A 23,564-nucleotide genomic window follows, 5' to 3' on the forward strand; every position below is an offset into this window, starting at 1 on the left:
GGCCGCTCGCCATGACCATTTCACCCCAACAGATGCATCCCCGCATCCATGCGCACGACCTCGCCGGTCATGTGGCCTGATGCCGGACTCGCCAGGAACGCCACGAGCTGCGCGATATCTTCGGCGGATGAAGCCGCGCGCAGCGGCACCCGCGCCACCACGGCATCGCGCACCTGCTTGGCACCGGCCTCGCCGCGGCCCTTGGTGAACCACGGCGTATCGATATAGCCGGGGCAGACGGTGTTGATGCGGATCGCAGGCGCCAGGGCGCGCGCCAGCGACAGCGTCATCGTGTTCAGCGCGCCCTTGCTGGCGGCGTAGGCAACCGACGAGCCGACGCCGCTGATGCCGGCCACCGACGAGACGTTGACGACCGCGGACGCACGCACCGTCGCCTTGGCCGCCGCTTCCAGCAGCGGCCGCGCGGCGCGCACCATCTGGAAGGGGCCGATGGTGTTGACCGCAAAGATGCGCTGGAAATCCTCGGCCGAAAGGCCGTCGAGCTGATCGTGCGGTACGTGCTTGGTGGTGCCGGCATTGTTGACGAGCGCATCCAGCCGGCCCCAGGCCGCAGCGGCGGCGACGATCTTGCGGCAATCCTCGTCGCGCGACACGTCGCCTTGGACGACGACGATCTCGGCACCTTCCTTGCGGCAGAGATCGGCAGTCTGCTCGGCCTCACTCTTGCTGTTCGAATAGTTCACGACGATGCGCATGCCGGCCTTCGCCAGCAGCAACGCGGTCGCGGCTCCGAGGCCGGACGCCGAACCCGTCACGATCGCGCACAGACCTTCAGCCATTCCGCACCTCCCTGTTTGCTTTGCTTCTTCTTAGCCAACATCGCTGCATCTGCAAAATCGGCAAAATCTCCGCAGCGCGGAAATCGCTCGCCTCCATGCGGCGAGCGGACGGGGCCCTGCAGCGGGCTACGCTTGTCAGGACCGTCGCTTGCGCTCATCATGCCGGCAAAACATCGCCGGCGCGCGCAGGACATGGCGCGCCGAGACCGACGACAACGAGGGCGAGGAGCGCTGTGGCGGAAGCTGAGAACATCGTCGTTGCGACCGCGGAAAAGATCTTCGCCGATCTCGCCGACCCGCAGACGATCAATCACGACAAGGACGGCCGCTGGACGGCGCCGCTGTGGCGGGCGCTGAGCGAGGCCGGCCTGCCGCTCGCCTGGGTGGGCGAGGAGTTCGGCGGCGCCGGCACTGACCTCGCCGACGGCTTTGAGATCATCAATGCCGCCGGCCGTTTTGCGATTGCGGTGCCGCTGGCCGAGACGCTGCTCGCGGGCTGGCTGCTGCAGCAAGGCGGCATTGCCTCGCCCGACGGCCCCATGACGATCGCGCCGGCTCATCCGAGGGACCGGATCACGCTCGACACCGACGGCACATTGTCCGGCCGCGCCCGCGGCGTGCCGTTCGCCAGGACGGCGCAGCATGTTGCCGTGCTCGCCCAGGGCGGAGACGGCGTGTCGATCGCGCTGGTCGAGACCGCGCGCCTGCGCATCGAGGCGGGCCTCAACCTCGCCAACGATCCCAGCGACACGGTGACGTTCGACACAATCACGCCGCTGGCATGCCGGCCAGCACCGGCCGGCTTCGACGCCACGACCTTGATGCTGATGGGCGGCGTCGCCCGCGGACTGCAGATCGCCGGCGCGCTGGATCGGCTGCTCGCGATCAGCGTGAACTATGCGGGTGAGCGCGTCGCCTTCGAGAAGCCGATCGGCAAATTCCAGGCGGTGCAGCACAACCTGGCACGGCTGGCCGGTGAGAGCGCCGCCGCGAGCGCGGCCGCGACATCGGCCGCGGATGCGATCGCGCGGGCCACCGCATTCGACGACGCGGTGTTTCTCGAAGCCGCCGCGGCCAAGATCCGCTGCGCCGAGGCCGCCGAGAAGGGTGCGGCGATCGCGCATCAGGTCCACGGAGCCATCGGCTTCACCACCGAGCACATCCTGCACCGCTTCTCGCTGCGCGCGCTGGCCTGGCGCGACGATTTCGGATCCGAGAGTCACTGGGCCGTGGAGCTCGGCAATCGCGTCGCCGCGCGCGGTGCCGATGAGCTGTGGCCGCTGGTCGCCTCGCGCTGACGACGAAGAGGATTGTCGCATGACTGCACTTCGTTTCGATCCGATCCGCCTGCCGAGGGAATGCGAGGAGCTCCGCAAGGAGGTGCGCGCCTTCCTCGCTGATGAGATCGCGGCCGGCACCTTCAACCCGTACCAGCCCAAGCGCGAGGATGCCGACGCACGTGAGTTTGCGGCCCGCGTCGGCGCGCGCGGCTGGATCGGCATGACCTGGCCGAAACGATATGGCGGCCACGAGCGCTCGTTCCTGGAGCGCTATGTCGTGACCGAGGAGATGCGGGTCGCCAACGCGCCCGTCAGGCGCTTCTTCGTCGCCGACCGGCAGAGCGGCCCGATCCTGCTGCGCTACGCACCCGAGCATATCAAGATGGACATCCTGCCGCGCATCTGCCGCGGCGAGCTGTGCTTCGCGATCGGCATGAGCGAGCCGAACTCCGGCTCGGACCTGTTCGCAGCCAAGACGCGCGCGACCAAGACCGAGGGCGGCTGGCTGATCAACGGCTCGAAGATCTGGACGACGTCGGCGCACATGGCCGACTACATGATCGCGATCTTCCGCACCTCGCCGTCGACCAAGGAGAACAGGCGTCATGGTCTGACGCAGTTCCTGGTGAACATGAAATCGCCCGGCATCAAGGTGAATCCGATTGGCCAGATCACCGGACAGAAGGAGTTCAACGAGGTCGTCTTCACCGACGCCTTCGTGCCCGACGACCATCAGCTCGGTGAGATCGACGGCGCCTGGAAGCAGGCGACCTCCGAGCTCGCCTATGAGCGCTCGGGACCGGAGCGCTTCCTCGAAACCTATTACGTGCTGACCGAGCTGGTGCGCGCGGTCGGTCCCGATCCGGACACGCGCAGCGCCGAGGGCATCGGCCGCCTGGTGGCGCAGCTGCATGCGATGCGGCGGATGTCGGTGTCGGTCGCCGGCATGCTGCAGGCCGGCAAGGAGCCGGTGGTCGAGGCCTCGATCGTCAAGGACGTCGGCACGGTATGGGAGCAGCAGCTGCCGCACCGCGTCCGCGACCTCGCCGCCTTCGTCGAGGAGAACGCAGGAAATCGCGAAACCTTGGAGAACCAGCTGACATTTGCGATGCAGACCGCACCGAAGCTGACGATCCAGGGCGGCACCACCGAGGTGCTGCGCGGCATCATCGCCCGCGGGCTGGGACTGAGGTGAGGCAGACAGCATTCCGGCGGTCGCGAACTGATAGCGCTGGCAATGACGCCCGGAAAGCAGAATCGGAGACCACAACCATGACCCACTTTCCTGACATCGGCGTCGAGATCCACGGCCATGTCGGCCTGATCGAGATCCGCCGGCCGCCGCTCAACTTCTTCGACATTTCGCTGATCAACCAGATCGCCGACGCGCTCGAAGGCTTCGACCGCGACATCGAGATCCGCGCCTCGGTGCTGGCGGCGCAGGGCAAGGCGTTCTGCGCCGGCGCCAACTTCACCGATCCGGCGCGCCAGGCGCAGGAAGCGGCCGGCGCCAAAGGCGATCCGGCCGACAGCCTCGGGGCGATCAACCATCTCTACATGCAGGCCGTGCGGATCTTCCGCTGCAAGAAACCGGTGGTCGCCGCCGTGCACGGCGCCGCAATCGGTGGCGGGCTCGGCCTCGCCGTCTCGGCCGACTTCCGCGTCACCTGTCCGGAAGCGCGCTTCTCCGCCAATTTCACCAAGCTCGGCTTCCATCCCGGCTTCGGGCTGACGGTGACGCTGCCCGAGCTGATCGGCAAGAACAACGCCGAGCTGATGTTCTACACCAGCCGCCGTGTCACCGGCGAAGAGGCGCTGAAGATGGGGCTCGCCAATGAATGCGCGCCGCAGGACCAGGTGCGGACAGCCGCGATGAAGCTCGCCGCCGAGATCGCCGAATGCTCGCCGCTCGGCCTGCTGTCGACCCGCGCGACGATGCGCGCCAGCCTCGCCGACCGTGTGATGGTAGCAACCGAGCACGAGCTCGCCGAACAGACCCGGCTGCGCGCGACCGAGGATTTCAAGGAAGGCGTCAAGGCAACGGAGGAGCGGCGCTTCGCGAACTTCAAGGGGCGGTGACGAGCCTCGAGCTTCCAACGTCGTCATGGCCGGGCCATGACGAGCAACTAACTGGCGACCGCCCCCTGCAACGCGAACGCAACGCCGCCAAGTGTGAAACAACCGCCTGAAACCGCATAGCCACGGGCGCACGCGGCGTCGGCCACACGTGCAGCATCGGCGACGCGGAATGTCAGGCCGCTCATGAGCTCTCGCTCGCCGGGTTCGACACGGATACCGGCGTTCGGCAATTTCAACTGCTGAAGACCGTCGCTGCTGGCAGACGGCACCACATCGAGAATGTGCCCCCAATGCGCGGCGAGCGAGGCCGGCTCGGGGCTCTGCAGCACCACCTCGGTCATCGCCGTCGTCACGTCGCTGCGGATCGCGCGCGTCCAATCCGGCCCGGCGGGCGGATAGGGGCCGAGCACATCGTCGCTGCCCTCGGTGTGATTGAGCTCGATGAAGGCGGCGCGGCAGTCGCGCGGATGCAGTTGCACGCCGTGATAGGGCGGATGATCGATGACGTTGGCGGTCCGCACACCCATCTCGTTGGCACGGGCGGCGCGGCCACCGGGATCATCGCAGGAAAAGATCGCCATGTAGCCGCCGCGGCCGCCGGTCTTGTCGAGGAAGCGTCCCGCCGCGGTGTCCTCGCGGGTCGGCGCAATCACCTCGAGCAGGATCGGCCCGACCGGCAGCAGCGCATTCTCCAGTCCGTATTTGGCGACATGCGGATCGCGGTAGCAGACCTCCAGCCCCATGATCGCGGCGATGTCCGAGACCACCGGCTCGAGCCGGCGCGCGACCAGGCAGATCTGACGGAGGTGGAGGTAAGCCATCGCAGCCCTCTTTGAGGAATCACGTGTTCACACAGGCCCGCGGCGTGATTGCGAGCGACGCGAAGCAATCCAGAGCTCAGGCCATGACCCTGGATTGCGTCGCGTCGCTCGCAATGACGGAGAACGCGGAGCTACCGACCCTGAAACACCGGCGCGCGCTTCTCGACGAAGGCTTTCGCCGCCTCCTTGTGATCCTCTGTGTCGCTGCAGCGCGAGTGATGCATCGCCTCGGCGTCGAAGCAGGCCTCCAGCGTCATCGTCTCGGCATTGTTGATGTTGCGCTTGATGTAGCCGAGCGTCACGCTCGGCCCCTGCGCCAGCGACAGCGCCAGCGCGCGCGTGGCGGCTTCGACCTCGGCGTCGGGCACGACCTTGGTGACCATGCCCAGGGTGAGCGCCTCCTGCGCCGTCAGGACCGGCGAGGTCAGATACAGCTCCCGCGCCTTGGCGCTGCCGAGCAGTTGCGTGAGGAAATAGGTGCCGCCGAAATCGCCCGACAGCCCGACCTTGGCGAAGGCCGTCGTGATCTTGGCCGACTCGCCGGCCACCCGCAGATCGCAGGCCAGCGCGATCGACAGGCCGGCGCCGGCGGCCGCGCCGTCGATCTGCGCCACCACCGGTTTCTGCATCTGGTGCAGCAGCCGCGACACCTCCATGCGCTCGCGCAAGGTCGAGACCTTGGTCTCGAACGAGGGCGCGGTCTTGGCTTCGGCCATCGCCTTGACGTCGCCGCCGACGCAGAAGGTGCCGCCGGCGCCCTTGAGCAGCACGGCGCGCACCTCGGGATCATTGGCCGCGCGATGCGCCGCCTCGACCAGGCCCTTGGTCATGTCGCTGTTGAGCGCGTTGCGTCGCTCCGGACGGTTCATCGTGATCGTGAGCAGGCCGGAGTCGAGATGCTGCAGGACTGTCGTGTTGGTGGTCATGGCCGGCGCTCCTTGTTGTTTCCCGGTGTTATGTCTCCCGTCATTCCGGGGCGACACGGCGGCGTCGAACCCGGAATCCCGAGCTGATGGACTCACATCGAGGTTCCGGGTTCAACGCTGCGCGTTGCCCCGGAACGACGGATGTCGTGGCAGAGTTTGCGCCTTGCGCAGGCGCGCCCCGGAATGCCGTGGCCCCGGCCGTCACTTCTTCACAAGCGGGCAGCGCGACGCCTCGAGCGGCTGAAATGCCTCGTCGCCCGACACGGTCGCGAGCAGCTTGTAGTCGTCGGACTTCCCCTTCGATTCCGACGGCTTCTTGACCTCGAACAGGTACATGTCATGCACCATGCGTCCATCCTCGCGGATGCGGCCGCCCTTGGCGAACATGTCGTTGATCGGTGTCGCCCGCATCACCTTCATGACGGCGTCCGCATCGGTCGTCCCGGCCGTCTTCACGGCTTTCAGATAGTGCGTGACGGAGGAATAGACCCCCGCCTGGGCCGAGGTCGGCACGCGCCTGGTGCGCTCCATGAAGCGTTTGGTGAAGGCGCGGGTGTCGTCGTTGAGATCCCAATAGAACGCTTCCGCGACCAGAAGCCCCTGCGCCGTCTCGAGCCCGACGCTATCGATGTCGGAGACGAAGGCGAGCAGCGGCGACAGCTTCTGGCCGCCTTTGCTGAGGCCGAACTCCGCGGCCTGCTTGATCGCGTTGATGGTGTCGCCGCCCGCATTGGCGAGGCCGATCACCTTGGCCTTGGAGGCCTGCGCCTGGAGCAGGAAGGACGAGAAGTCCGACGTATTGAGCGGATGACGCACGCTGCCGAGCACCTTGCCGCCCGACTTCACCACCACGGCGGTGGTGTCCTTCTCCAGATCCTGGCCGAAGGCGTAATCCGCGGTCAGGAAGAACCAGCTGTCGAGGCCGGACTTCACCGCCGCCAATCCCGTGACATTGGCCTGCGCGAAGGTGTCGAACACGTAGTGCACGGTGTACGGGCCGCAGGCCTCGTTGGACAGCCTGACAGAGCCGGGACCGTTGAAGATGATGATCTTGTTGCGCGCCTTGGCGATCTCGCCGGCGGCCAGCGCGGTGGCAGAGGCTGCGACATCCCAGATCATCTCGACGCCCTGGTTGTCGAGCATGTCGCGGGCGATGTTGGCGGCGAGATCGGCCTTGTTGAGATGGTCGGCCGCAAGCACCTCGATCTTGCGGCCCAGCACCTCGCCGCCGAAATCCTCCACCGCCATCTTCGCCGCGGTCTCGCTGCCGGGACCGGTGATGTCGGCGTAGAGGCTCGACATGTCCAGGATGCCGCCGATCTTCAGCGGCGGCTTGCTCTGCGCATGCGCCACGCCCGCAGAGAACGTCAGCGCCGACGCCAGCATGAACAGCGACGCCGCCGCGCCGCGGATGGTTCTGGTCATCGATATCCTCCCTGCCGGGCGCGTCGCTACATGGCGACGGCCTCTTTGATAGTTCGCATCATGGCGTACGTGGTCGCAGGCGGCAAGCGCTCAGCAAAGGCACCGCTGCTGCTGCTTTCCGCTCAGTGGAATGGAAATTTCGTGCGATGATGCAGCATGGCGAGAGTGCGCAGAATGCAGGGCAGATGGAGGCCGATTGCGCTCGGTGCGAGCGTCGCGATCATCGCGATGATGTCGGCGAGTCACGCCGCGCCGTGCATGTTCGCCGAGCTCGGCGAAGGCCACGTCAGCGAGATCATCGATGCGCGCAGCTTCCGTCTCGACGACGGCCGCGAGGTCAGGCTCGCCGGCCTCGAGGCGCCGCCGGACGAGCAGCACGCGGCAGCGATCGATGCGCTGCGCGTGCTGCTGCGCGGCCGCGACGTCGTGCTGCGCGGCGAGGACGACACTCCGGACCGCTACGGCCGGCAGCGCGCCTTCGCCTTCGTGGCCGGTGCGGACCAGCCGGTGCAGAGCGAGCTGCTCCGGCAGGGCGCCGTGCTGCGCGGGATCGACCTGCCGGACCGGGATTGCGCCCTCAGCCTGGGTGCGGCGGAAGCCGAGGCACGCAGCGCCGGACGCGGCCTCTGGAAGATTGGGACCGTCATAAAAAACACGGAAAGTCCAGACGATATTTTGTCTCGCCTAGGGCAATTTACGGTTGTCGAAGGGAAGGTGTTGTCCGTACGACAGACGGGGACAACAACTTATCTGAACTTCGCTCGTAGCTGGACACGGGGCTTCGCGGTGACTATTCCAAAGCGTATGATGGCGGTATTGGAAGGTGCCGGCATCGACGTCAAATCACTTGCGAATCGACAGATTCGCGTGCGCGGTTGGATCGAAGCGCATGCGGGTCCGAGACTGGAACTGACGCAGATCGCCCAGATCGAGATTTTGAGCGGGAATTGACCGCTGAGGTACGTGAGTAGCGACGTGAGCCTGTCTGTTCGAAAGCGCATGACGGTGATGAACTGCGGTTCGTGGATCGCACCGGCGTTGCTGTGCCTGGGACTGGCGTTGTCCGGTTGCAGCGACATGGGCAAGTTGCAGCAGGCGACGGCGCCGATGCCGACGCCGCGGCCGAAGCCGGCGATGGTGCAGACGACGCCGGCGAGCGATCGCGAGCACGAGCGCATTCTTGCTACTTATGGCGGTGCCTATGAGGATCCCCAGCTCGAGGGCCTGATCGGCAAGATCGTCGACCGGCTGGTGGCGGTGTCCGATCGGCCCGACCAGGGCTACAAGGTCACGATCCTGAACTCCGGTGCGGTCAACGCCTTCGCGCTGCCGACCGGCCAGCTCTACGTGACGCGCGGCCTGATTGCGCTCGCCAACGACACCTCCGAATTGTCCTCGGTGCTGAGCCACGAGATGGCGCATGTGCTGGCGCGCCATGCTGCGATTCGCGAGGACCAGGCGCGGCAGGCCGCAGTGGTGACCCGCGTCGTCTCCGACATGGGCAACGATCCGGACCTGACGGCGCTGGCGCTCGCCAAGACCAAGCTGACGATGGCGAGTTTCTCTCGCACCCAGGAGTTCGAGGCCGACGGCATCGGCGTCGGCATCTCCGCCAAGGCGAAGTTCGATCCCTACGGCGCGGCGCGCTTCCTAAGCTCGATGGAGCGCAACGCCGAGCTGAAGGCCGGCAAGGTCGCGATCGACCCGCGCGCGCAGGACTTCCTGTCGTCGCATCCGGCGACGCCGGAGCGGGTGCAGAACGCTGCCGCCATCGCCAAGCAATACGTCTCCCCCGAGGCCAGGGAGCATGACCGCGAGACCTACTTGGCTGCGGTCGACAACATCGTCTACGGCGAGGACCCGAGCGAGGGCTTCGTGCGTGGGCGGCGCTTCCTGCATCCGAAGCTCGGCTTCACCTTCCAGGCGCCGGAGAACTTCACGCTCGACAACACCGCGCAGGCGGTGATCGGCGTGCGCGAAGGCGGCGCCCAGGCGATGCGCTTCGACGTGGTGCGCGTGCCTGCCCAGCAGACGCTCGGCGACTATCTCAATTCCGGCTGGATGGAGAACGTCGACAAGTCGGCGACCGAGGAGCTGACGATCAACGGCTTCCCGGCGGCCTCGACCTCGGCGAGCGGCGATCCCTGGCAGTTCAAGGTCTACGCGCTGCGCGTCGGCAGCGACGTCTACCGCTTCATCTTCGCCTCTCGCCAGAAGACCACCGAGAGCGAGCGCAATGCGCGGGAGACGGTGAACTCGTTCCGCCGGCTCAGCCTGGAGGAGATCCAGTCGGCGCGGCCGCTGCGCATCAAGGTGATCACCGTGCAGCCGGGCGACACGGTCGAGTCGCTCGCGCACCGCATGACCGGCGTCGACCGTCCGGTCGAGCGCTTCCGGGTGCTGAACGGGCTCGACGCCCGCGCCCAGGTCAAGGTCCGCGACCGCGTCAAGATCGTGGTGGAGTGACGGGCTGAGGGACGGATTCCCCGCTTGCCCCGGCGGGTTGATGCCATGCCAGGACGGCCACACGACAACTGTCGTCCCGGGCAAGACCGGCAACGCGACAGCGTTGCCGGGCGCCGACCCGGGATCCATAACCGCAAGTGCAAATGGCTGGAGCGCTGGAGCTCCAGCGCGCGTCCTTGCAGGCGCCCGGGATTATGGGTCCCGGCGTTCGCCGGGACGACAGCGGAGCAAGTGCGACCAGCGCCCCACCTTCGCACGCAGTCCATCGCCAACTCGCGAACGGCGAGCACGTCTACACCATGGCCATGAAGCGGTGCCGTCGACGTGCATCCCAAACAAAAAGCCCGACCTTTCGGCCGGGCTTTCGTAAGCAACTAATTGGAAAACGCGCTAACGGTCGATCAGGCGGCCTCGTCGGCCACGGCGGTGTCGTCGCCATCGATATCATCGCCCTCGGCGTCGGCATCACCTTCGGCGACCGCATCGGCTTCGGTCTTGGCACCGCGGCGCGGGCTCTTGGCGAGCTGCGTCTCGATCTCCTTGACGGCCTCGGTCTCGGTCGAGTGCTGCACGACGGCGATCTCGCGCGACAGACGGTCGAGCGCCGCTTCGTAGAGCTGGCGTTCGCTGTAGGACTGCTCGGGCTGCGACTCCGAACGGTAGAGATCGCGCACGACCTCGGCGATCGCGACGATGTCGCCCGAATTGATCTTCGCTTCGTATTCCTGGGCGCGACGCGACCACATGGTGCGCTTGACGCGGGCACGGCCCTTCAGGGTCTCCAGCGCCTTCTTCACCAGCGCCGGGTCGGACAGCTTGCGCATGCCGACATTGGCGACCTTGGCGGTCGGCACGCGCAGCGTCATCTTGTCCTTGATGAAGTTGATGACGAACAGCTCGAGCTTGGCGCCCGCGATCTCCTGCTCCTCGATGGCCAGGATCTGGCCGACGCCGTGAGCCGGATAGACGACGAATTCGTTGGTCTTGAAACCCTGGCGCTGGGTCGGCAGCTTCTTTTCCTCGACGCGCGGCGCGGCCGCGGCAGGAGCAGCCGGCTTGGCGGCGACAGCGGGCTTGGCAACAGGGGCAGCAGCGGCAGCAGCGGCAGGAACGGCGGTCTTGGTGGCAGCCTTGGGCGCAGCGGCGGCCTTGGCAGGCGCAGCCTTGGCAACAGAGTCCTTTGCAAGAGTGGTCTTCGCGGCGGATGCTTTCGCGGCAGTCTTGGCAGTCTTTTCAGGCATTGCGCTTCTTTTGTTCTTAGTGGACTTGGCAGCCGAGGCCTTCGCGGCAGCCCGAATCTCCTTTACAGGAGCCCGGGCACGGCCCTTGGAAACGCTGCGGCTGGCCGCGGCGGCTTTTTTTGTACTCTTGGAAGCACTCTTTTTACGCGTTTTCTGTGACACAGCCTGCGCGCGGAACTGCCACGCCCCTGTTTGATGTTGCGGGAACCTAAAAGGGCGGCCAAAAAGGTTACGCATGGCCGGGTTCGGCTCTGAGAATGTGCTATATATAGCACATTTGCCGCAAAAATCAATGATTTAGAGGCCGCAGGGGCGGTATTGTGACGGATCCACGAAGTTAGGGTTAAGTGAAGCGTGCCGGAATAGAACAACTCGTGCAGCGCGTCCCGCTCGCCGCAAGAGGTGTTCTAGGCCATTGTTTCCGCGTAACGATTTCGATCGGCGCGACGGCACCCCGCAGGCCGGGGCGCGCTGGTGAACGCGCAGGTAGCGAGACGACCGTCAGTCTCCGGCGCCGGGCTTCGACGAAAAATATTTCTGGAACTTTCCATCCTCGCCGTCGTGCTCCTTGGCGTCGGCCGGCGGGTCCTTCTTCTGGGTGATGTTGGGCCAGGACTTGGCATATTCGGCGTTCACGCCCAGCCACTTCTCCAGCCCCGGCTCGGTATCCGGCTTGATCGCGTCGGCCGGACATTCCGGCTCGCACACGCCGCAATCGATGCATTCGTCCGGATGAATGACCAGCATGTTGTCACCCTCGTAGAAGCAGTCTACCGGGCAGACCTCAACGCAATCGGTGTATTTGCACTTGATACAGTTTTCGGTGACGACGTAAGTCATCCAAGGCTCCGGAACGGATCGACAATTCGGCTGGCTTGGACTAGCGCAGGACGTGTTGTGCCGCAAGTGAAGCGGGGCGAAGAACTGAACCGGATATTGCTCTGGCGCAATCCATCAGGATCGTCCGCCATCCAGATCATCGTACAGTCCGCGCACGGAGGCAGCATCGCCGCGGCGCTCGGCAAAGCCGGTCACCTTGAGCACGCGCACGCTGCGGTCGAGCGCGATGGTCAGCACGTCACCGGTCTTCACCCCGTGGCCGGGCGACGTCTCGCGCACGCCATTGATCCGAACATGGCCCGACGCCACCAGCGCCGCGGCGCTGGTGCGCGCCTTCACCAGCCGCGCATGCCACAGCCATTTGTCGAGGCGCTGGCGCTCTGACGGGGTGCCGGACGTCGGCGTTGTCCTTCCAACCTATCTTGCCAACCGATCTTGCCGCTCAATCCTTGCGGTTGTTCGCCGCGAGCTGCTCCTTGAGCGCGGCAAGCTTGGCGAACGGCGAGTTGGGATCGACCGGACGATCGCGATCCCGGCCTCCGCCGCCACTCGAGGCGTAGGGCCGCAGCGCCGGACCGCCGTCGCGCTTGTCGCGACCGCCCTTGCCGAAGTCGCGGCCGCCGCGTCCCTCACCACCGAACTTGCCGCCCTTGTTGCGATCGCGGTTCTGGTCGCGCCCCTTGGCGTCATGGTCGCGGCGCGGCCCGCGCTCCTCACGCGCCGGCGCTGATGCACCCTCGGCTGGAGCCGCACCAGTCTCCGGCGGGCCCTTGCGGAAGTCCTTGCCGAACTCCTTCATCCGGTCGCGCCGGCCCTGGCCGCGATGATGGCGCTCGCGCGCCTCGCCGCCCTCGGCCGGGGTCGTCCCAGCGGCCGCCTGGCCGCGCTCGTGCTGCGGACGGTTGGGCCGGCCGCGATGATGATGGTCGTGGCGCGGCCTGCGCTCCTCCGAGCGCCCGCCCGGCCGCCAGACCTCGACCAGGACGGGCTCGGCGGCAGCAGCGGCCTCGGCCGGAGAAGCCGCGGTCGCGGTAGATCCAGCAGCAGCTTCAGTCCCGGCAGCTTCAGCCGAAGCATCGCCGATGCTTGCTGCCTCGTGCGCGACGACCTCAGCGGCTTCTGGCTGCGGCGCATCCGCAGCAACGGCGGTTTCCGCCTCGGCGACGACGCTTTCGGCAACCGTCTCGGCCACGGACGCCTCGTCCGCCGCATCCGGCGTGACGAAATCGACGGTCGGCAGCGATGCCAGGGCCGACACCGACGCGGTTTCCGCCTGCTCCTCGCCGACCGCCGCGGGCACGGCGACGGTCTGCTCGGTCACCGGAGCGACGGCGGCCTCCGCGACGGTAGGAACCTGCTCGTCGGCCGGCTCGCCGGCGACAGGCGCGAGGTCCTCGCCCGGCACGGCCTGCGCTTCTGCCGACTCAGCCGGAGCGGTTTCCACAGCAGCAGCCTCGGCAGCAGCAGCCTCGACGGGCTTCTCAATCGGCTTGGGCGGCAGGGGCGGACGCTTCTCCATGCGATAGCCGAGCGCGCGCAGGATCGAGGCGAAGTCCTCGCCGGCCGAGCCGGTGAGCGAGGTCATCGCCTGCGTCACCACGAAGCCGCGGCCGTCGAAGGCGCCGGCGGGCTTTTCGCCCGGTGCATTGTCGCGCCAGGCCAGGGCGGGACGAATCAGGTCGGCCAGCCGCTCCAGGATGTCGACGCGCACCGCGCGCTCGCCCGCCTGCTTGTAGCCGAGCACGCGATAGGCATCGCGCGGCAGCGCCTTGTCGACCGGGAACGAGGTCCGGCCCGAGCTCGCCAGATGCTGCGCGCCGGTCAGCGCGGACATGTCGACATTGCCCTGCTTCTCGGCCCACAGCAGCGCAGCGAGCGCGCGCGCCGCCGGCTTGAGCAGCGCCGGGACGTAGATGTGATAGGCGCCGAAGCGCACGCCATATTTGCGCAACGTGGCGCGCGACGGCTGGTCGAGATCCTTCATCTCGGCCGCGATCTTGGCGCGCTCGATGACGCCGAGCGCCTCCACCAGTTGGAACGCGATGCCGCGGCCGATACCGGTGATGTCCTCGGCCTTGGACAATTCGAACAGCGGGCCGAGCAGCTTCTCGATATGCGTCTTCAGCCAGAGATCGAGCCGCGCCTGCACCTTGTCACGCGCAGCACCCGTCAGCCGCTCGTCGGCGATGATGCGCAGGCGCGGATGCAGAGCGTCGTCGGCCGCGACCAGCTTCGCGACCGCGTCGCCGGTCCAGCGCACCGTGCCGTCGGCGGTGAGCACGATGTGCTCGTCGGGCGCGCTGGACAGCTTCTCGGCGCGCGCCTCGATCTCGCCGGCCAGCGCCTTCTGGGCAGCAGCCTGCAAGGCCTTGGCCTCCGAGCCGGCTTCGGCGGCGTCGGGCGCGAAGGTGAATCCATCCAGACGGCCGATCGCGTGCCCTTCAACGATCACTTCGCCGGTCTTGCCGATTTCCGTATTCAAAACACTGTTCTCCCGCAGGCGCCGCATCAATACACTGGTACGACGATCAACGAAACGCTCCGTGAGCCGTTCATGAAGGGCGTCTGACAATTTATTTTCGAGCTCGCGGGTAATCCCCTGCCAATAATCAGGGTCGCGCAGCCAGTCTGGCCGGTTGGCCACGAAGGTCCAGGTACGAATCTGTGCAATCCGCCCCGACAGCGTGTCGATGTCGCCATCGACGCGGTCGGCCTGATCGACCTGTGCGGCGTACCAGGCGTCCGGAATACGCCCCTTCTGCATCAGGAAGCCGAACACGGTGGTCACCAGCTCCGCATGGGCGGCCGGCGACAGCCTGCGATAATCGGGGATCTGGCAGGTCTCCCAGAGACGCTCGACCGCGGCCGCGCCATGCGCCATGTCGCGCACCTCGGCGTCGCGCGCGGCATGATCGAGCACGCGCAGATCCTCCGCGATCGGCGCGCGCGTCAGCGCCTCATGCCCCGGCGCGATCGCCAATGAGACCTGAAGCGCGCTCAAGGACGCGAAATCAAGCCTGGAGTTCCGCCATTGCAGCACCTTCACGGTATCGAAGGTGTGGTTCTGGAGCGCATTGACCAGCTCGGGCTCGAACGGCGCACAACGCCCGGTGGTGCCGAACGTGCCGTTGCGCGTCGCCCGTCCGGCACGGCCCGCGATCTGGGCAAACTCCGACGGCGTGAGCCGGCGGAACTGATAGCCGTCATACTTGCGGTCGGACGCGAAGGCGACGTGGTCGACGTCGAGGTTGAGCCCCATGCCAATCGCGTCGGTGGCGACGAGATAGTCGACGTCGCCGTTCTGGAACATCGCCACCTGCGCGTTGCGGGTTCGCGGCGACAGCGATCCCAGGACCACAGCGGCGCCGCCATGCTGACGGCGGATCAGCTCGGCGATGGCGTAGACCTCGTCGGCAGAGAAGGCCACGATGGCAGTCCGGCGCGGCTGTCGCGTGATCTTGCGGTCGCCGGCGAATTCGAGCTGCGACAGCCGCGGCCGCGTCACGGTCGATACGCCCGGCAGCAGCCGCTCGATGATGGGGCGCATCGTCGCAGCCCCGAGCAGCAGCGTCTCGTCACGGCCCCGCCGGTTGAGGATGCGGTCGGTGAAGACGTGGCCGCGCTCGAGATCGGCGGCGATCTGGATCTCGTCGACGGCGAGGAACGACACGTCGAGATCCCTGGGCATCGCCTCGACGGTCGACACCCAGTAGCGCGGGTTCTTCGGCTTGATCTTCTCCTCGCCGGTGATCAGCGCAACGGCCTCGCTGCCGACGCGATCGGCGATCTTGTTGTAGACCTCGCGCGCGAGCAGCCGCAGCGGCAGTCCGATGATGCCGGAGGAATGCGCGAGCATGCGCTCGATCGCCAGATGCGTCTTGCCGGTGTTGGTGGGGCCGAGCACGGCGGTGACGCCGCTTCCGGGAGCACGGTCGGACGCGCGCTCGAAAGGCGAGGCTGCCGAAGAAGACGAAAAAGCCATTCGTTAAATTGGGTCTCGAGGCCGGCGTTGCAGGCGCGCGGGTCAGGCGCGATGGATGCTGGAATTATCGTCGTTCTGAGAGGCTGCGATCCTCACACCTGTGTCACATTGCTACGCATATAGGGACGCAGCTTAAGCTTCGGAACGCCTTGAGAACGAATCACGCCCGAATCGCTGACTCCAGCGCCTTTCCGGCTTCGTTCACCGCAACATCTCGCGCCGCGCGATCAAGGCAGCACTAGATCAAGTTTTCACAGTCTCGACAAGCAACGCTTTCGCGAGGGAACTGGCGCTGTTTCGAGCAGGCCCGAGTCGAATCAGAATCGGCGAAGAGTCAAACGGATTCACGCGAGCCGTCGTTCAGGCCGCGCGCCGGATCACACATGCTGGCTTTCCGGGCGGCCTCGCAATGACGGCGCCGGCCGGACAACGAGGATTCCGCCGCGCGCTACTGCGTTTTCGCGACGTGCGGCGAGGCCTGGGTGATGAAGGAGGTCGCCTCGAGCATCGCCTTGCCGAAAGAGGTCGGAATCACGACCCGGAACGGCACCAGGATGCGCGTGCCCGCGAGCGGCACGAAGAAGATCTCCATGTTGCGGGCCTGGGCGAGATATTTGATCACCGGCCGGTCCGGGATGTAACCCGCGACCGGCGTGAAGTAGACCGCGCAGACCAGCGCCGGACCACGATAGCCTTTGTCCGCCTTGACGTTCTCCATGCGCTTGTAGTCGAGCTTGAGCTCGTAGCGCATGCGGCCGTCGAACACGGGCGCAGCGCCGCGGCACGAGTCCGGCGACAGCAGCTCGCCATTGCCCGGCACCCGCACCAGCGAGGCCGTCATCGGATCGAGCACGCCGCGCTTGTGGGCATCCGTTACCGGAATGCGGTCGGGATCGACCGGCGGCGTCGGCTCGATGGCGAAATCCTTCACGGTGCCGTTCTGCAGATTGATGCGGATCTGCTCGGACTTCTTTCCCGTGGTGGTCGAGGCCTGGTAGCTCTGCCCGACCAGGGCGCCGTTGACGACGCGCCCCTGCACCGACCCGGTGCCCGATCCTTGGGAGAAGCTCTTGAGCAGGCCCGCGGTGCCGCCCTGAGCTGCGGCGCCATACTGATCATCCCCGATTTCGACCGCCCAGGTGCCCTTGCCGACGGGGATGCCAGCCAGCGAAGCCTCATATTGGGCGTCCAGCCGGGCCTGTGCCCAGGCGCCGTGGGGGGCCAGCAGCAGGAGCGCCGCGATGGAGCCGGCCACCGCCAGGCGCCGGAAACGGAAGAAGGCCGTGCTGTTGGTCACGTCGAAATGGTCCTGCCGATCCGCTTGTCGGGCCCCGGCCCCTGTGCCGCGCCACTGCTGTTACTTACGCCAAAAACGCTCCTGAACAACGCGAACCGGTCACATCCTGGCCGATTGTCCAGCGCTTTACGTCCGGCTCCGCTTCCGGCGAAGCCGCATCGGGCGGCCCAAACTCCCCGTGAGCCCCTGCAATCCGCCGGGCTCGACGGGCCGGTTTGACGCGCCATCGCGCGAGCGTCCACTCATCACGCCCGAATACGCCCTTTATGTGGTCTCCGGCGATCGGCTATGATGTTGATTGTACGACGTCTTTCAGAGAAAAACGGCCATGCGGACGCCTATGGCCGGACGCCGTGCCGCGGGCGCAAATACCGCCGCCGTGAAGCGAGGCAGCCCTGCGATTCGGCGCGTGGCAAGGTGCCACCGGCCCCATCCCTCAAAACCTTGACGAAAAGCCGCATCCCCCCTATAGGACCGCATCTCCCAGAGACGAGCTGGACGAGTTTTGGACCCCCGCGGCCCGCCGACACAGGCGGACGAAGGGTGCGGGGATGAGAGAGGATTTACTGCCATGTCGCGGCGCTGTGAACTGACGGCCAAGGGCCCCCAGGTTGGCCACAAGGTCAGCCACTCCAATATCAAGACCAAGCGGCGCTTCCTGCCGAACCTGTGCAATGTGACCTTCATCTCGGATGTACTCGGCCGCAACGTGCGCCTGCGCGTCTCGACCAACGCGCTCAAGAGCGTCGACCACAATGGCGGCCTCGACGCCTATCTGCTCAAGGCCAACGCTGCGGCGCTGTCGCCGCGCGCGCTGGAGCTGAAGCGCGCCATCGAGAAGAAAGCGGCGGACGCTGCCCCGGTCGCCAAGGCGAGCTGAGAGAGCAAGCCGAAATCCACGATTGATGCAGAAGCCGGACGCGTCACAGGCGGGGCTTCGAGCGAAGCGAGATGTCGAAACGGCCGGATCGAGAGATCCGGCCGTTTTGCTTGCGGATGCCGTGACCAGCCGACAACTCTGGACACGGCAGCCGGCGCGGGGCGACCGGACACGTCGAGTGACCATCCGTTCGTACGGCGGCGCCATTCGATCACTTCGCTATGTCCGTCGCGCGGCGCGCAACAGCGACCCAGACGAAGTGCCATAGGAACCGACCTCCCCAACACCAGCCCGATGCTCTACACTCGTTGCGGTAGCATTATCGCGGACATTCCTTTGTCATGAAGAATATTGTCATCTGCTGCGACGGCACCGGCAACGAGATCAGCGAAAACATCTCGAACGTGCTCAAGCTCTATCGCTGCCTGCGCAAGACCGACAAGACGACGCCACTCCAGGCCGTGTTCTACGATCCCGGCGTCGGCACCCTGACACAGCCGGACAGCTGGCATCGCTTCAGGGCCAATTTCAACATGGTGCTGGGGCTCGCCACCGGGTACGGCCTCGACGACAACATCATCAGGGCCTACTGCTTCCTCGCCACGCATTACCAGCAAGGCGACCGCATCTTCCTGTTCGGCTTCTCACGCGGCGCCTACACCGTGCGCGTGCTTGCCGGACTGATCCACAAGGTCGGGCTGATCTCGCCCGATCAGATCAATCTCGCCGGCTCGGGCGTGATCGCCTACAAGAAGTACTCCTCCGACAATCCGAAGGCCGGACGCGGCATCACCACCGAGGTCGAGAGCACCGAGGACGAAGGGCCGATTCCCGAGAGCCGCGACGACCAGGCCGCGCAATTCGCGCGCATCACCTCGACACGCTGGCCAACGATCCATTTCGTCGGCGTGTGGGACACGGTGGCCAGCGTCATCGTGCCGCGCACCGACCGGTTCCTCGCCCTCCCCAGCCTCGAGGAGCTCGCCTTCTCGATCGAGAACCCGAGCGTGAAGATTTTCCGGCAGGCCGCTGCGATCGACGAACGGCGCTGCATGTTCCGGCTGAAGCCGTGGAACATGCCGCAGACCTTCACGCCGAACCGCTTCAACAAGGCGCATGCTGGACCGCAGGACGCCAAGCAGGTGTGGTTCGCCGGCGTACATTGCGACGTCGGTGGCGGTTATCCCGAGGCGCAGTCGGCGGTCTCGAAGTATCCGCTGCTGTGGATGATCGACGAGGCGGTCGAGGCGGGGCTGGCGGTCAATCCGCGCACGGTGAACCAGCTCGCCTGGGGCGTGCAGCGCAAGAACAGCCCGTTCTCCTATGTGGCGCCGAGCATCCAGGGCCCCCTGCACGATTCGATGAGGCCGGCCTGGCGGCTGCTCGAATGGCTGCCGAAGAGCGCGACGTACAAGGAGTGGCCGGAGCGCAAGGCGCGTTTCGGATTCTACATTCCGAATTGCGAGCCGCGCTTCATTCCCGAGGGCGCGTTCATCCACGAGAGCGTGCTGATGCGGATCGCGGAATCGCAGGACTACCGGCCCGTCAATCTGCCCGCGTCCTATGAGCGCGTACCGCTTCCGGTCAAACAGAAGGCGGAGTAGCAGCAACAGCGCGTTGCGGGTCGAGCAGCGTCTTCGGAGGCTCGCGCGTGGCGGATCGCCTCAGATCATGCGCAGATGGATGACGCCGTCGGTCACCTCGCCACGGGCGAACTGCTCGCGCGCCATCTGCTCGAACGCCGTGCGGTTTCGCTGCAGATAAGCGAACGCCTGATTGCGTGTGCCGAAGCAGGTCTCGAGATGACAGACCTGCCGCGTAGCGCCGATTGCAAGCGCAAATGCGATCGTCTGGCCTCCACGCTGGGCCTCGTCCTTGGCAATGCGAACGTCTGTAGCTGTCGACTTGGCCACGTCAGCCTCCTCGGTACGAAGGTCGGGTCTGTACGCGGGACGCGGTTGAGGCGTAATGATCAGGCATGGATCGCCCGTCTGTTCGAGCACCAGCAACGGATCTGAAGTTCCGATAGTTCCACCGGGCAGCCGACGTCGGAAGGCGAGATGAAGCGGCCCTAGCGAGCGACCTTCTTCCGCCGCTTCGGCGCAGGCGCCGCATCAGAACCCGCTTGCGCAGCTTCCGCTTCCTTGGCGAGCCGCAACACGCGCAGCCGCTCCATGTTCTTGCGGACCGCCGTCGCGCGCTGATCCCATTCGGCGCGCGCCTTCGCCCCGTCCTCGGCGGCGACGCGCTGGCGCTCTGACCGCGCAATGCTTTCGGGGGAGCGTTCTGACATCTTCTTGGTGGCCATCGACTGATCCTTCCGGAGATGCGGGTTACCGTCGAGACGCAGAAAGCCCGCTCAATACAGGATCGAGCGGGCAAACCAGCCATTTCAGTACATCCGTGAAATGGCCCAAGACGTCAGATCAGTACGATCAGACCAGCGCGAGATTTTCTGCGCTGGTTTTACCGCGCATCTTGTCCGTCTTGACCTCAAAACTGACTTTCTGGCCTTCAGCCAAGCCAGCGAGACCAGCGCGTTCAACCGCGCTGATGTGAACGAACACGTCGTTCCCGCCATCCTCCGGCTGAATGAAACCAAAGCCCTTCTGGCCGTTGAACCACTTGACGGTACCCTGCATGTCTATCTCCAAATCATTAATCGCGCGACCATCACGCGATCCTCATTCAACTGAGCGATGACTTTTGGAAATAGCCCACAGGCACATTCAGAAAGGCACAGCGGCTAATCGAACTACCTCAAGGTAGAGATTTTCTGGGGGAATACAAGGCCACGGGGCAAATATAGTTTGCCGAGAGCCGGAACCGTGAGTCGGCTCACGCTGGCAATATCAGCAAATTGCCCTTATCTTCACTGGACCATCGGTAACGGCCTGGCCATCGATGGCTGAGAGACACTCGTGCTCCCGCCTTCCGACGAAGGGGATCATCGTGTCTCGCACGTATTGTGCTCATCACATTGTGAGCAACACGTTTCATTGACGCCGCTCTGCTGAGCGCGCCGCTCCCCCGCCGCAGCGCTGATCGGCTTCGCCAACCTAATTTCATCGATAGAGATGAAGACAAGGAGGACACTTTTGCAGGTTCTTGTTCGTGACAACGACGTCGAGAAGGCGTTGCGCATCCTGAAGCGGAAGATGCAGCGCGAAGGCGTATTCCGCGAGATGAAGCGCCGCAGATCCTATGAGAAGCCATCGGAACGCAAGACGCGCGAGAAATCCGATGCGATCAGGCGCCAACGCAAAGTCGCGCGCAAGCTGGCCATCCGCGAAGGCCTGCTGCCTGCGCCGGTCAAGAAGGTACCTGCGTCGCGGCCGGGCGTGCTGCCCTCCACGACCTCGACGCGCCCCGATCGTGATCGGCCGCGGGATTCACTCACCTCTGCAACGCCGCGCAGCTGAGCGAACGACGGCATGTCCGCCGAAAACGACGGACCCGACGGAAAGAGGCTGGCGTTCACGCCAGCTTTTTCGGTTGTTTACCGGCGTTGTCGGCCGCTTCGCGCGCCAGGCGCTCGGCCTTCAGTCGCTCGCGGTTCTGATCGAACGCGGTCTGAGCCTTTTCATAGTCGCTCCTCGGCGGCTCGGCCGGCTTGAAGGCCTTGTGAGCCTCGCGCACGGCGGCCGTTGGCTTGCGCTCCGACATGATGACAGTCCTCGTTGGAATGGTGAACGCCGCTGCGACATCCTGTCGAGACTGGCATAGCATGGGCACGGTTCAATGACGGCCTCGGGTAGGCGGAGCCCGCTGTCTTGGCGCGGACCGGCTTGGACGACCACCCTGCGGCCTCATCGGGGCCCTTGCTATTATAATCCAAATACGCCGAAGATGTTGCAAGGAATTGAACCCGACCCGGCGCTCCATCGTTCCGACCGGCCGACGGCTTACGCACAATCACGCCATCCCGTGCCTGCGGCCGGGCACGGCAGCGAGCAGCTCGCGCGTATAGGCGTGTTCGGGATTGGCGAACAGCGCCGCGGTCGGCTTCAGCTCGACGATCTCGCCCTTCTGCATGACGGCGATCCGATCGCAGATCTGCGCGGCCACCCGCAGGTCATGCGTGATGAACAGCATCGACAGACCAAGGCGCGCCTTCAAATCTTCCAGCAGCCGCAGCACCTGCGCCTGGACGGACACGTCGAGCGCCGACACCGCTTCATCCGCGACGATGATCTCCGGATCGAGCGCGAGCGCGCGCGCAATGCCGATGCGCTGACGCTGGCCGCCGGAGAATTCGTGCGGGTAGCGGCCGATGGCGCCGGCGTCGAGCCCGACCATGCCGAGCAATTCCTGCGCGCGTTTCAGCGCTGCGTCGAGCGCGGTGCCGCGGGCGACCATGCCGTCGGCGATGATGCGGCCGACCTTGCGGCGCGGGTTGAGCGAGGCGAACGGATCCTGGAAGATCATCTGGATGCGATGACGCTGCGCGCGCAATGCGCGGCCGTCCAGCGCCGTGAGATCGACATCGCCGATCCGCACCGTGCCGCGATCGGCCTCGATCAGCCGCATCACCAGACGCGCAACGGATGACTTCCCCGAGCCGGACTCGCCGACGAGTCCGAGCGTCTCGCCCTGGTGGATCGCGAAATTGACCGCATGCGCCGCGCGCGTCTCGCGCTTCGGACGGAACCAGCCGGTCGGCGTCACATAGGTCTTGTCGAGCCCGATCACCTCCACCGCCCGAGGCGCATCCTCGCGTGATTGCCGTGGCGGCGGATCGAACGACGGCACGGCCGCGAGCAGCGCCTTGGTGTAATCGTGCTGCGGCTGGCCGAGCACGGCGGCGGCCGTACCCTCCTCCACCACCTTGCCATGACGAAGCACCACGACCTGGTCGGCGATATCGGCGACGACGCCGAAATCATGGGTGATGAACATCACCGCCATGTTGTGGCTGGCCTGCAGGTTGCGGATCAGCTTGAGGATCTGCGCCTGGGTCGTGACGTCGAGCGCGGTGGTCGGCTCGTCCGCGACGAGCACGGCCGGCTCGAGCGCGAGTGCCATCGCGATCATCGCCCGCTGGCGCTGGCCGCCGGAGAGCTGATGCGGATAGGCGCGGATGATGCGCTCGGGATCAGGCAGCCCGACCTCACGCGCCAGCTCCAGCGCCTTGGCGCGGCGCTCCCGGGGGCTCAGCAGATCATGCGCTTCGAACACCTCCATCAGTTGCTCGCCAATCCGCATCAAGGGATTGAGCGCGGTCATCGGCTCCTGGAACACCATCGCGATGCGGCGGCCACGCAGATCGCGCCAGCCTTCGGCATCGACGGCAAGCAGGTCGCGTCCCTCGAAGCGGATCTCGCCGCTTTCGACTCTGACAGTATCCGGCAGCAGGCCGAGCAGCGCATGCGCGCACATCGACTTGCCCGAGCCGGATTCGCCGACCACGCAGACGATTTTGCCGGCGGTGAGATCGAACGAGACGCCGTCGACCGCATGGGCGCGCTCTGCGCCCGTCGGCAAGGCGATGCGGAGGTTCCTGATGGCAACGACGGGATCGGCCATC

General features: G+C 65.9%; 21 protein-coding genes and 1 pseudogene. 8 read left to right on the top strand and 14 right to left on the bottom strand.

The window, feature by feature from the left end; genetic code table 11:
• Window positions 1-20 precede the first annotated feature (20 nt).
• Window positions 21-800, bottom strand: a complete 780-nt coding sequence (locus QX126_RS20495; protein ID WP_315783270.1) for an SDR family oxidoreductase — start codon at window positions 798-800, stop codon at window positions 21-23.
• Window positions 801-1,033: 233 nt separating this feature from the next.
• On the opposite strand from QX126_RS20495, the gene QX126_RS20500 reads away from it, so the two are divergent.
• The 3 genes from QX126_RS20500 (at window position 1,034) to QX126_RS20510 (ending at window position 4,159) form a co-directional block, all read left to right on the top strand.
• Window positions 1,034-2,098, top strand: a complete 1,065-nt coding sequence (locus QX126_RS20500) for an acyl-CoA dehydrogenase family protein (RefSeq protein ID WP_315783272.1) — start codon at window positions 1,034-1,036, stop codon at window positions 2,096-2,098.
• Between the two features lie 19 nt (window positions 2,099-2,117).
• The gene (locus QX126_RS20505) at window positions 2,118-3,275 is read left to right on the top strand and encodes an acyl-CoA dehydrogenase family protein (RefSeq protein ID WP_315735136.1); all 1,158 of its coding nucleotides are present in this window, start codon (window positions 2,118-2,120) and stop codon (window positions 3,273-3,275) included.
• A 77-nt stretch (window positions 3,276-3,352) separates the two neighbouring features.
• Window positions 3,353-4,159, top strand: a complete 807-nt coding sequence (locus tag QX126_RS20510) for an enoyl-CoA hydratase/isomerase family protein (protein ID WP_315783274.1) — start codon at window positions 3,353-3,355, stop codon at window positions 4,157-4,159.
• Window positions 4,160-4,206: 47 nt separating this feature from the next.
• On the opposite strand, the gene QX126_RS20515 is transcribed toward QX126_RS20510, so the two are convergent.
• The 3 genes from QX126_RS20515 to QX126_RS20525 form a co-directional block, all read right to left on the bottom strand.
• Window positions 4,207-4,980, bottom strand: a complete 774-nt coding sequence (locus tag QX126_RS20515; RefSeq protein ID WP_315783276.1) for a hypothetical protein — start codon at window positions 4,978-4,980, stop codon at window positions 4,207-4,209.
• Window positions 4,981-5,111: 131 nt separating this feature from the next.
• Window positions 5,112-5,906, bottom strand: a complete 795-nt coding sequence (locus QX126_RS20520; protein ID WP_315783278.1) for an enoyl-CoA hydratase — start codon at window positions 5,904-5,906, stop codon at window positions 5,112-5,114.
• 201 nt (window positions 5,907-6,107) lie between these two features.
• A complete protein-coding gene (locus QX126_RS20525) occupies window positions 6,108-7,292 on the bottom strand; it encodes an ABC transporter substrate-binding protein (protein WP_315783486.1) in 1,185 nt (394 codons plus the stop codon).
• A gap of 213 nt (window positions 7,293-7,505) precedes the next feature.
• Between QX126_RS20525 and QX126_RS20530 the strand changes: the two genes are divergently transcribed.
• Complete coding sequence (locus QX126_RS20530; RefSeq protein ID WP_409997687.1) at window positions 7,506-8,282, top strand: thermonuclease family protein; 777 nt, start codon at window positions 7,506-7,508, stop codon at window positions 8,280-8,282.
• 48 nt (window positions 8,283-8,330) lie between these two features.
• Window positions 8,331-9,797 carry a M48 family metalloprotease gene (locus QX126_RS20535; protein ID WP_315735734.1) on the top strand — a complete coding sequence of 489 codons (1,467 nt, stop codon included), beginning with the start codon at window positions 8,331-8,333 and terminating at the stop codon, window positions 9,795-9,797.
• Window positions 9,798-10,198: 401 nt separating this feature from the next.
• On the opposite strand, the gene QX126_RS20540 is transcribed toward QX126_RS20535, so the two are convergent.
• The 5 genes and pseudogenes from QX126_RS20540 to QX126_RS20560 all read right to left on the bottom strand — a co-directional run bounded on the left by QX126_RS20540 (window position 10,199) and on the right by QX126_RS20560 (window position 17,088).
• Window positions 10,199-11,038, bottom strand: coding sequence for a CarD family transcriptional regulator (locus tag QX126_RS20540; RefSeq protein ID WP_315783280.1), 840 nt, complete (start codon window positions 11,036-11,038; stop codon window positions 10,199-10,201).
• Between the two features lie 501 nt (window positions 11,039-11,539).
• Window positions 11,540-11,878, bottom strand: a complete 339-nt coding sequence (gene fdxA, locus QX126_RS20545; RefSeq protein ID WP_315715248.1) for a ferredoxin FdxA — start codon at window positions 11,876-11,878, stop codon at window positions 11,540-11,542.
• Window positions 11,879-11,992: 114 nt separating this feature from the next.
• Window positions 11,993-12,259: pseudogene (locus QX126_RS20550) on the bottom strand (RNA-binding S4 domain-containing protein); the annotation flags it as partial.
• Window positions 12,260-12,320: 61 nt separating this feature from the next.
• Window positions 12,321-15,860 (bottom strand): helicase-related protein, encoded by a 3,540-nt coding sequence (locus QX126_RS20555; RefSeq protein ID WP_315783282.1) that lies wholly within the window; start codon window positions 15,858-15,860, stop codon window positions 12,321-12,323.
• 448 nt (window positions 15,861-16,308) lie between these two features.
• The gene (locus QX126_RS20560; protein ID WP_315735736.1) at window positions 16,309-17,088 is read right to left on the bottom strand and encodes a DUF3108 domain-containing protein; all 780 of its coding nucleotides are present in this window, start codon (window positions 17,086-17,088) and stop codon (window positions 16,309-16,311) included.
• Between the two features lie 640 nt (window positions 17,089-17,728).
• Here QX126_RS20560 and rpmB point away from each other — a divergent pair.
• Together rpmB and QX126_RS20570 are read left to right on the top strand one after the other, a co-directional pair.
• Window positions 17,729-18,037, top strand: coding sequence for a 50S ribosomal protein L28 (gene rpmB, locus QX126_RS20565; RefSeq protein WP_315735146.1), 309 nt, complete (start codon window positions 17,729-17,731; stop codon window positions 18,035-18,037).
• Between the two features lie 341 nt (window positions 18,038-18,378).
• Window positions 18,379-19,641: a DUF2235 domain-containing protein gene (locus QX126_RS20570; protein ID WP_315773201.1), complete on the top strand. Its 1,263-nt coding sequence runs from the start codon at window positions 18,379-18,381 to the stop codon at window positions 19,639-19,641.
• 60 nt (window positions 19,642-19,701) lie between these two features.
• On the opposite strand, the gene QX126_RS20575 is transcribed toward QX126_RS20570, so the two are convergent.
• The 3 genes from QX126_RS20575 to QX126_RS20585 all read right to left on the bottom strand — a co-directional run bounded on the left by QX126_RS20575 (window position 19,702) and on the right by QX126_RS20585 (window position 20,679).
• Window positions 19,702-19,950, bottom strand: coding sequence for a hypothetical protein (locus QX126_RS20575; RefSeq protein WP_315783284.1), 249 nt, complete (start codon window positions 19,948-19,950; stop codon window positions 19,702-19,704).
• Window positions 19,951-20,108: 158 nt separating this feature from the next.
• Complete coding sequence (locus QX126_RS20580) at window positions 20,109-20,345, bottom strand: transcriptional regulator (protein WP_315715243.1); 237 nt, start codon at window positions 20,343-20,345, stop codon at window positions 20,109-20,111.
• Window positions 20,346-20,472: 127 nt separating this feature from the next.
• Window positions 20,473-20,679 (bottom strand): cold-shock protein, encoded by a 207-nt coding sequence (locus QX126_RS20585; RefSeq protein ID WP_315735153.1) that lies wholly within the window; start codon window positions 20,677-20,679, stop codon window positions 20,473-20,475.
• A 456-nt stretch (window positions 20,680-21,135) separates the two neighbouring features.
• Between QX126_RS20585 and rpsU the strand changes: the two genes are divergently transcribed.
• A complete protein-coding gene (rpsU, locus tag QX126_RS20590; protein WP_315773200.1) occupies window positions 21,136-21,459 on the top strand; it encodes a 30S ribosomal protein S21 in 324 nt (107 codons plus the stop codon).
• A 55-nt stretch (window positions 21,460-21,514) separates the two neighbouring features.
• Here the strand turns inward: rpsU and QX126_RS20595 are convergent, their stop codons facing one another.
• Together QX126_RS20595 and QX126_RS20600 are read right to left on the bottom strand one after the other, a co-directional pair.
• Complete coding sequence (locus QX126_RS20595; RefSeq protein ID WP_315735157.1) at window positions 21,515-21,703, bottom strand: hypothetical protein; 189 nt, start codon at window positions 21,701-21,703, stop codon at window positions 21,515-21,517.
• A 249-nt stretch (window positions 21,704-21,952) separates the two neighbouring features.
• Window positions 21,953-23,563 carry an ABC transporter ATP-binding protein gene (locus QX126_RS20600; RefSeq protein WP_315783286.1) on the bottom strand — a complete coding sequence of 537 codons (1,611 nt, stop codon included), beginning with the start codon at window positions 23,561-23,563 and terminating at the stop codon, window positions 21,953-21,955.
• Window position 23,564: the final 1 nt, after the last annotated feature.

The sequence above is a fragment of the Bradyrhizobium sp. SZCCHNPS1003 genome, from assembly GCF_032381555.1.
Lineage (GTDB): Bacteria > Pseudomonadota > Alphaproteobacteria > Rhizobiales > Xanthobacteraceae > Bradyrhizobium.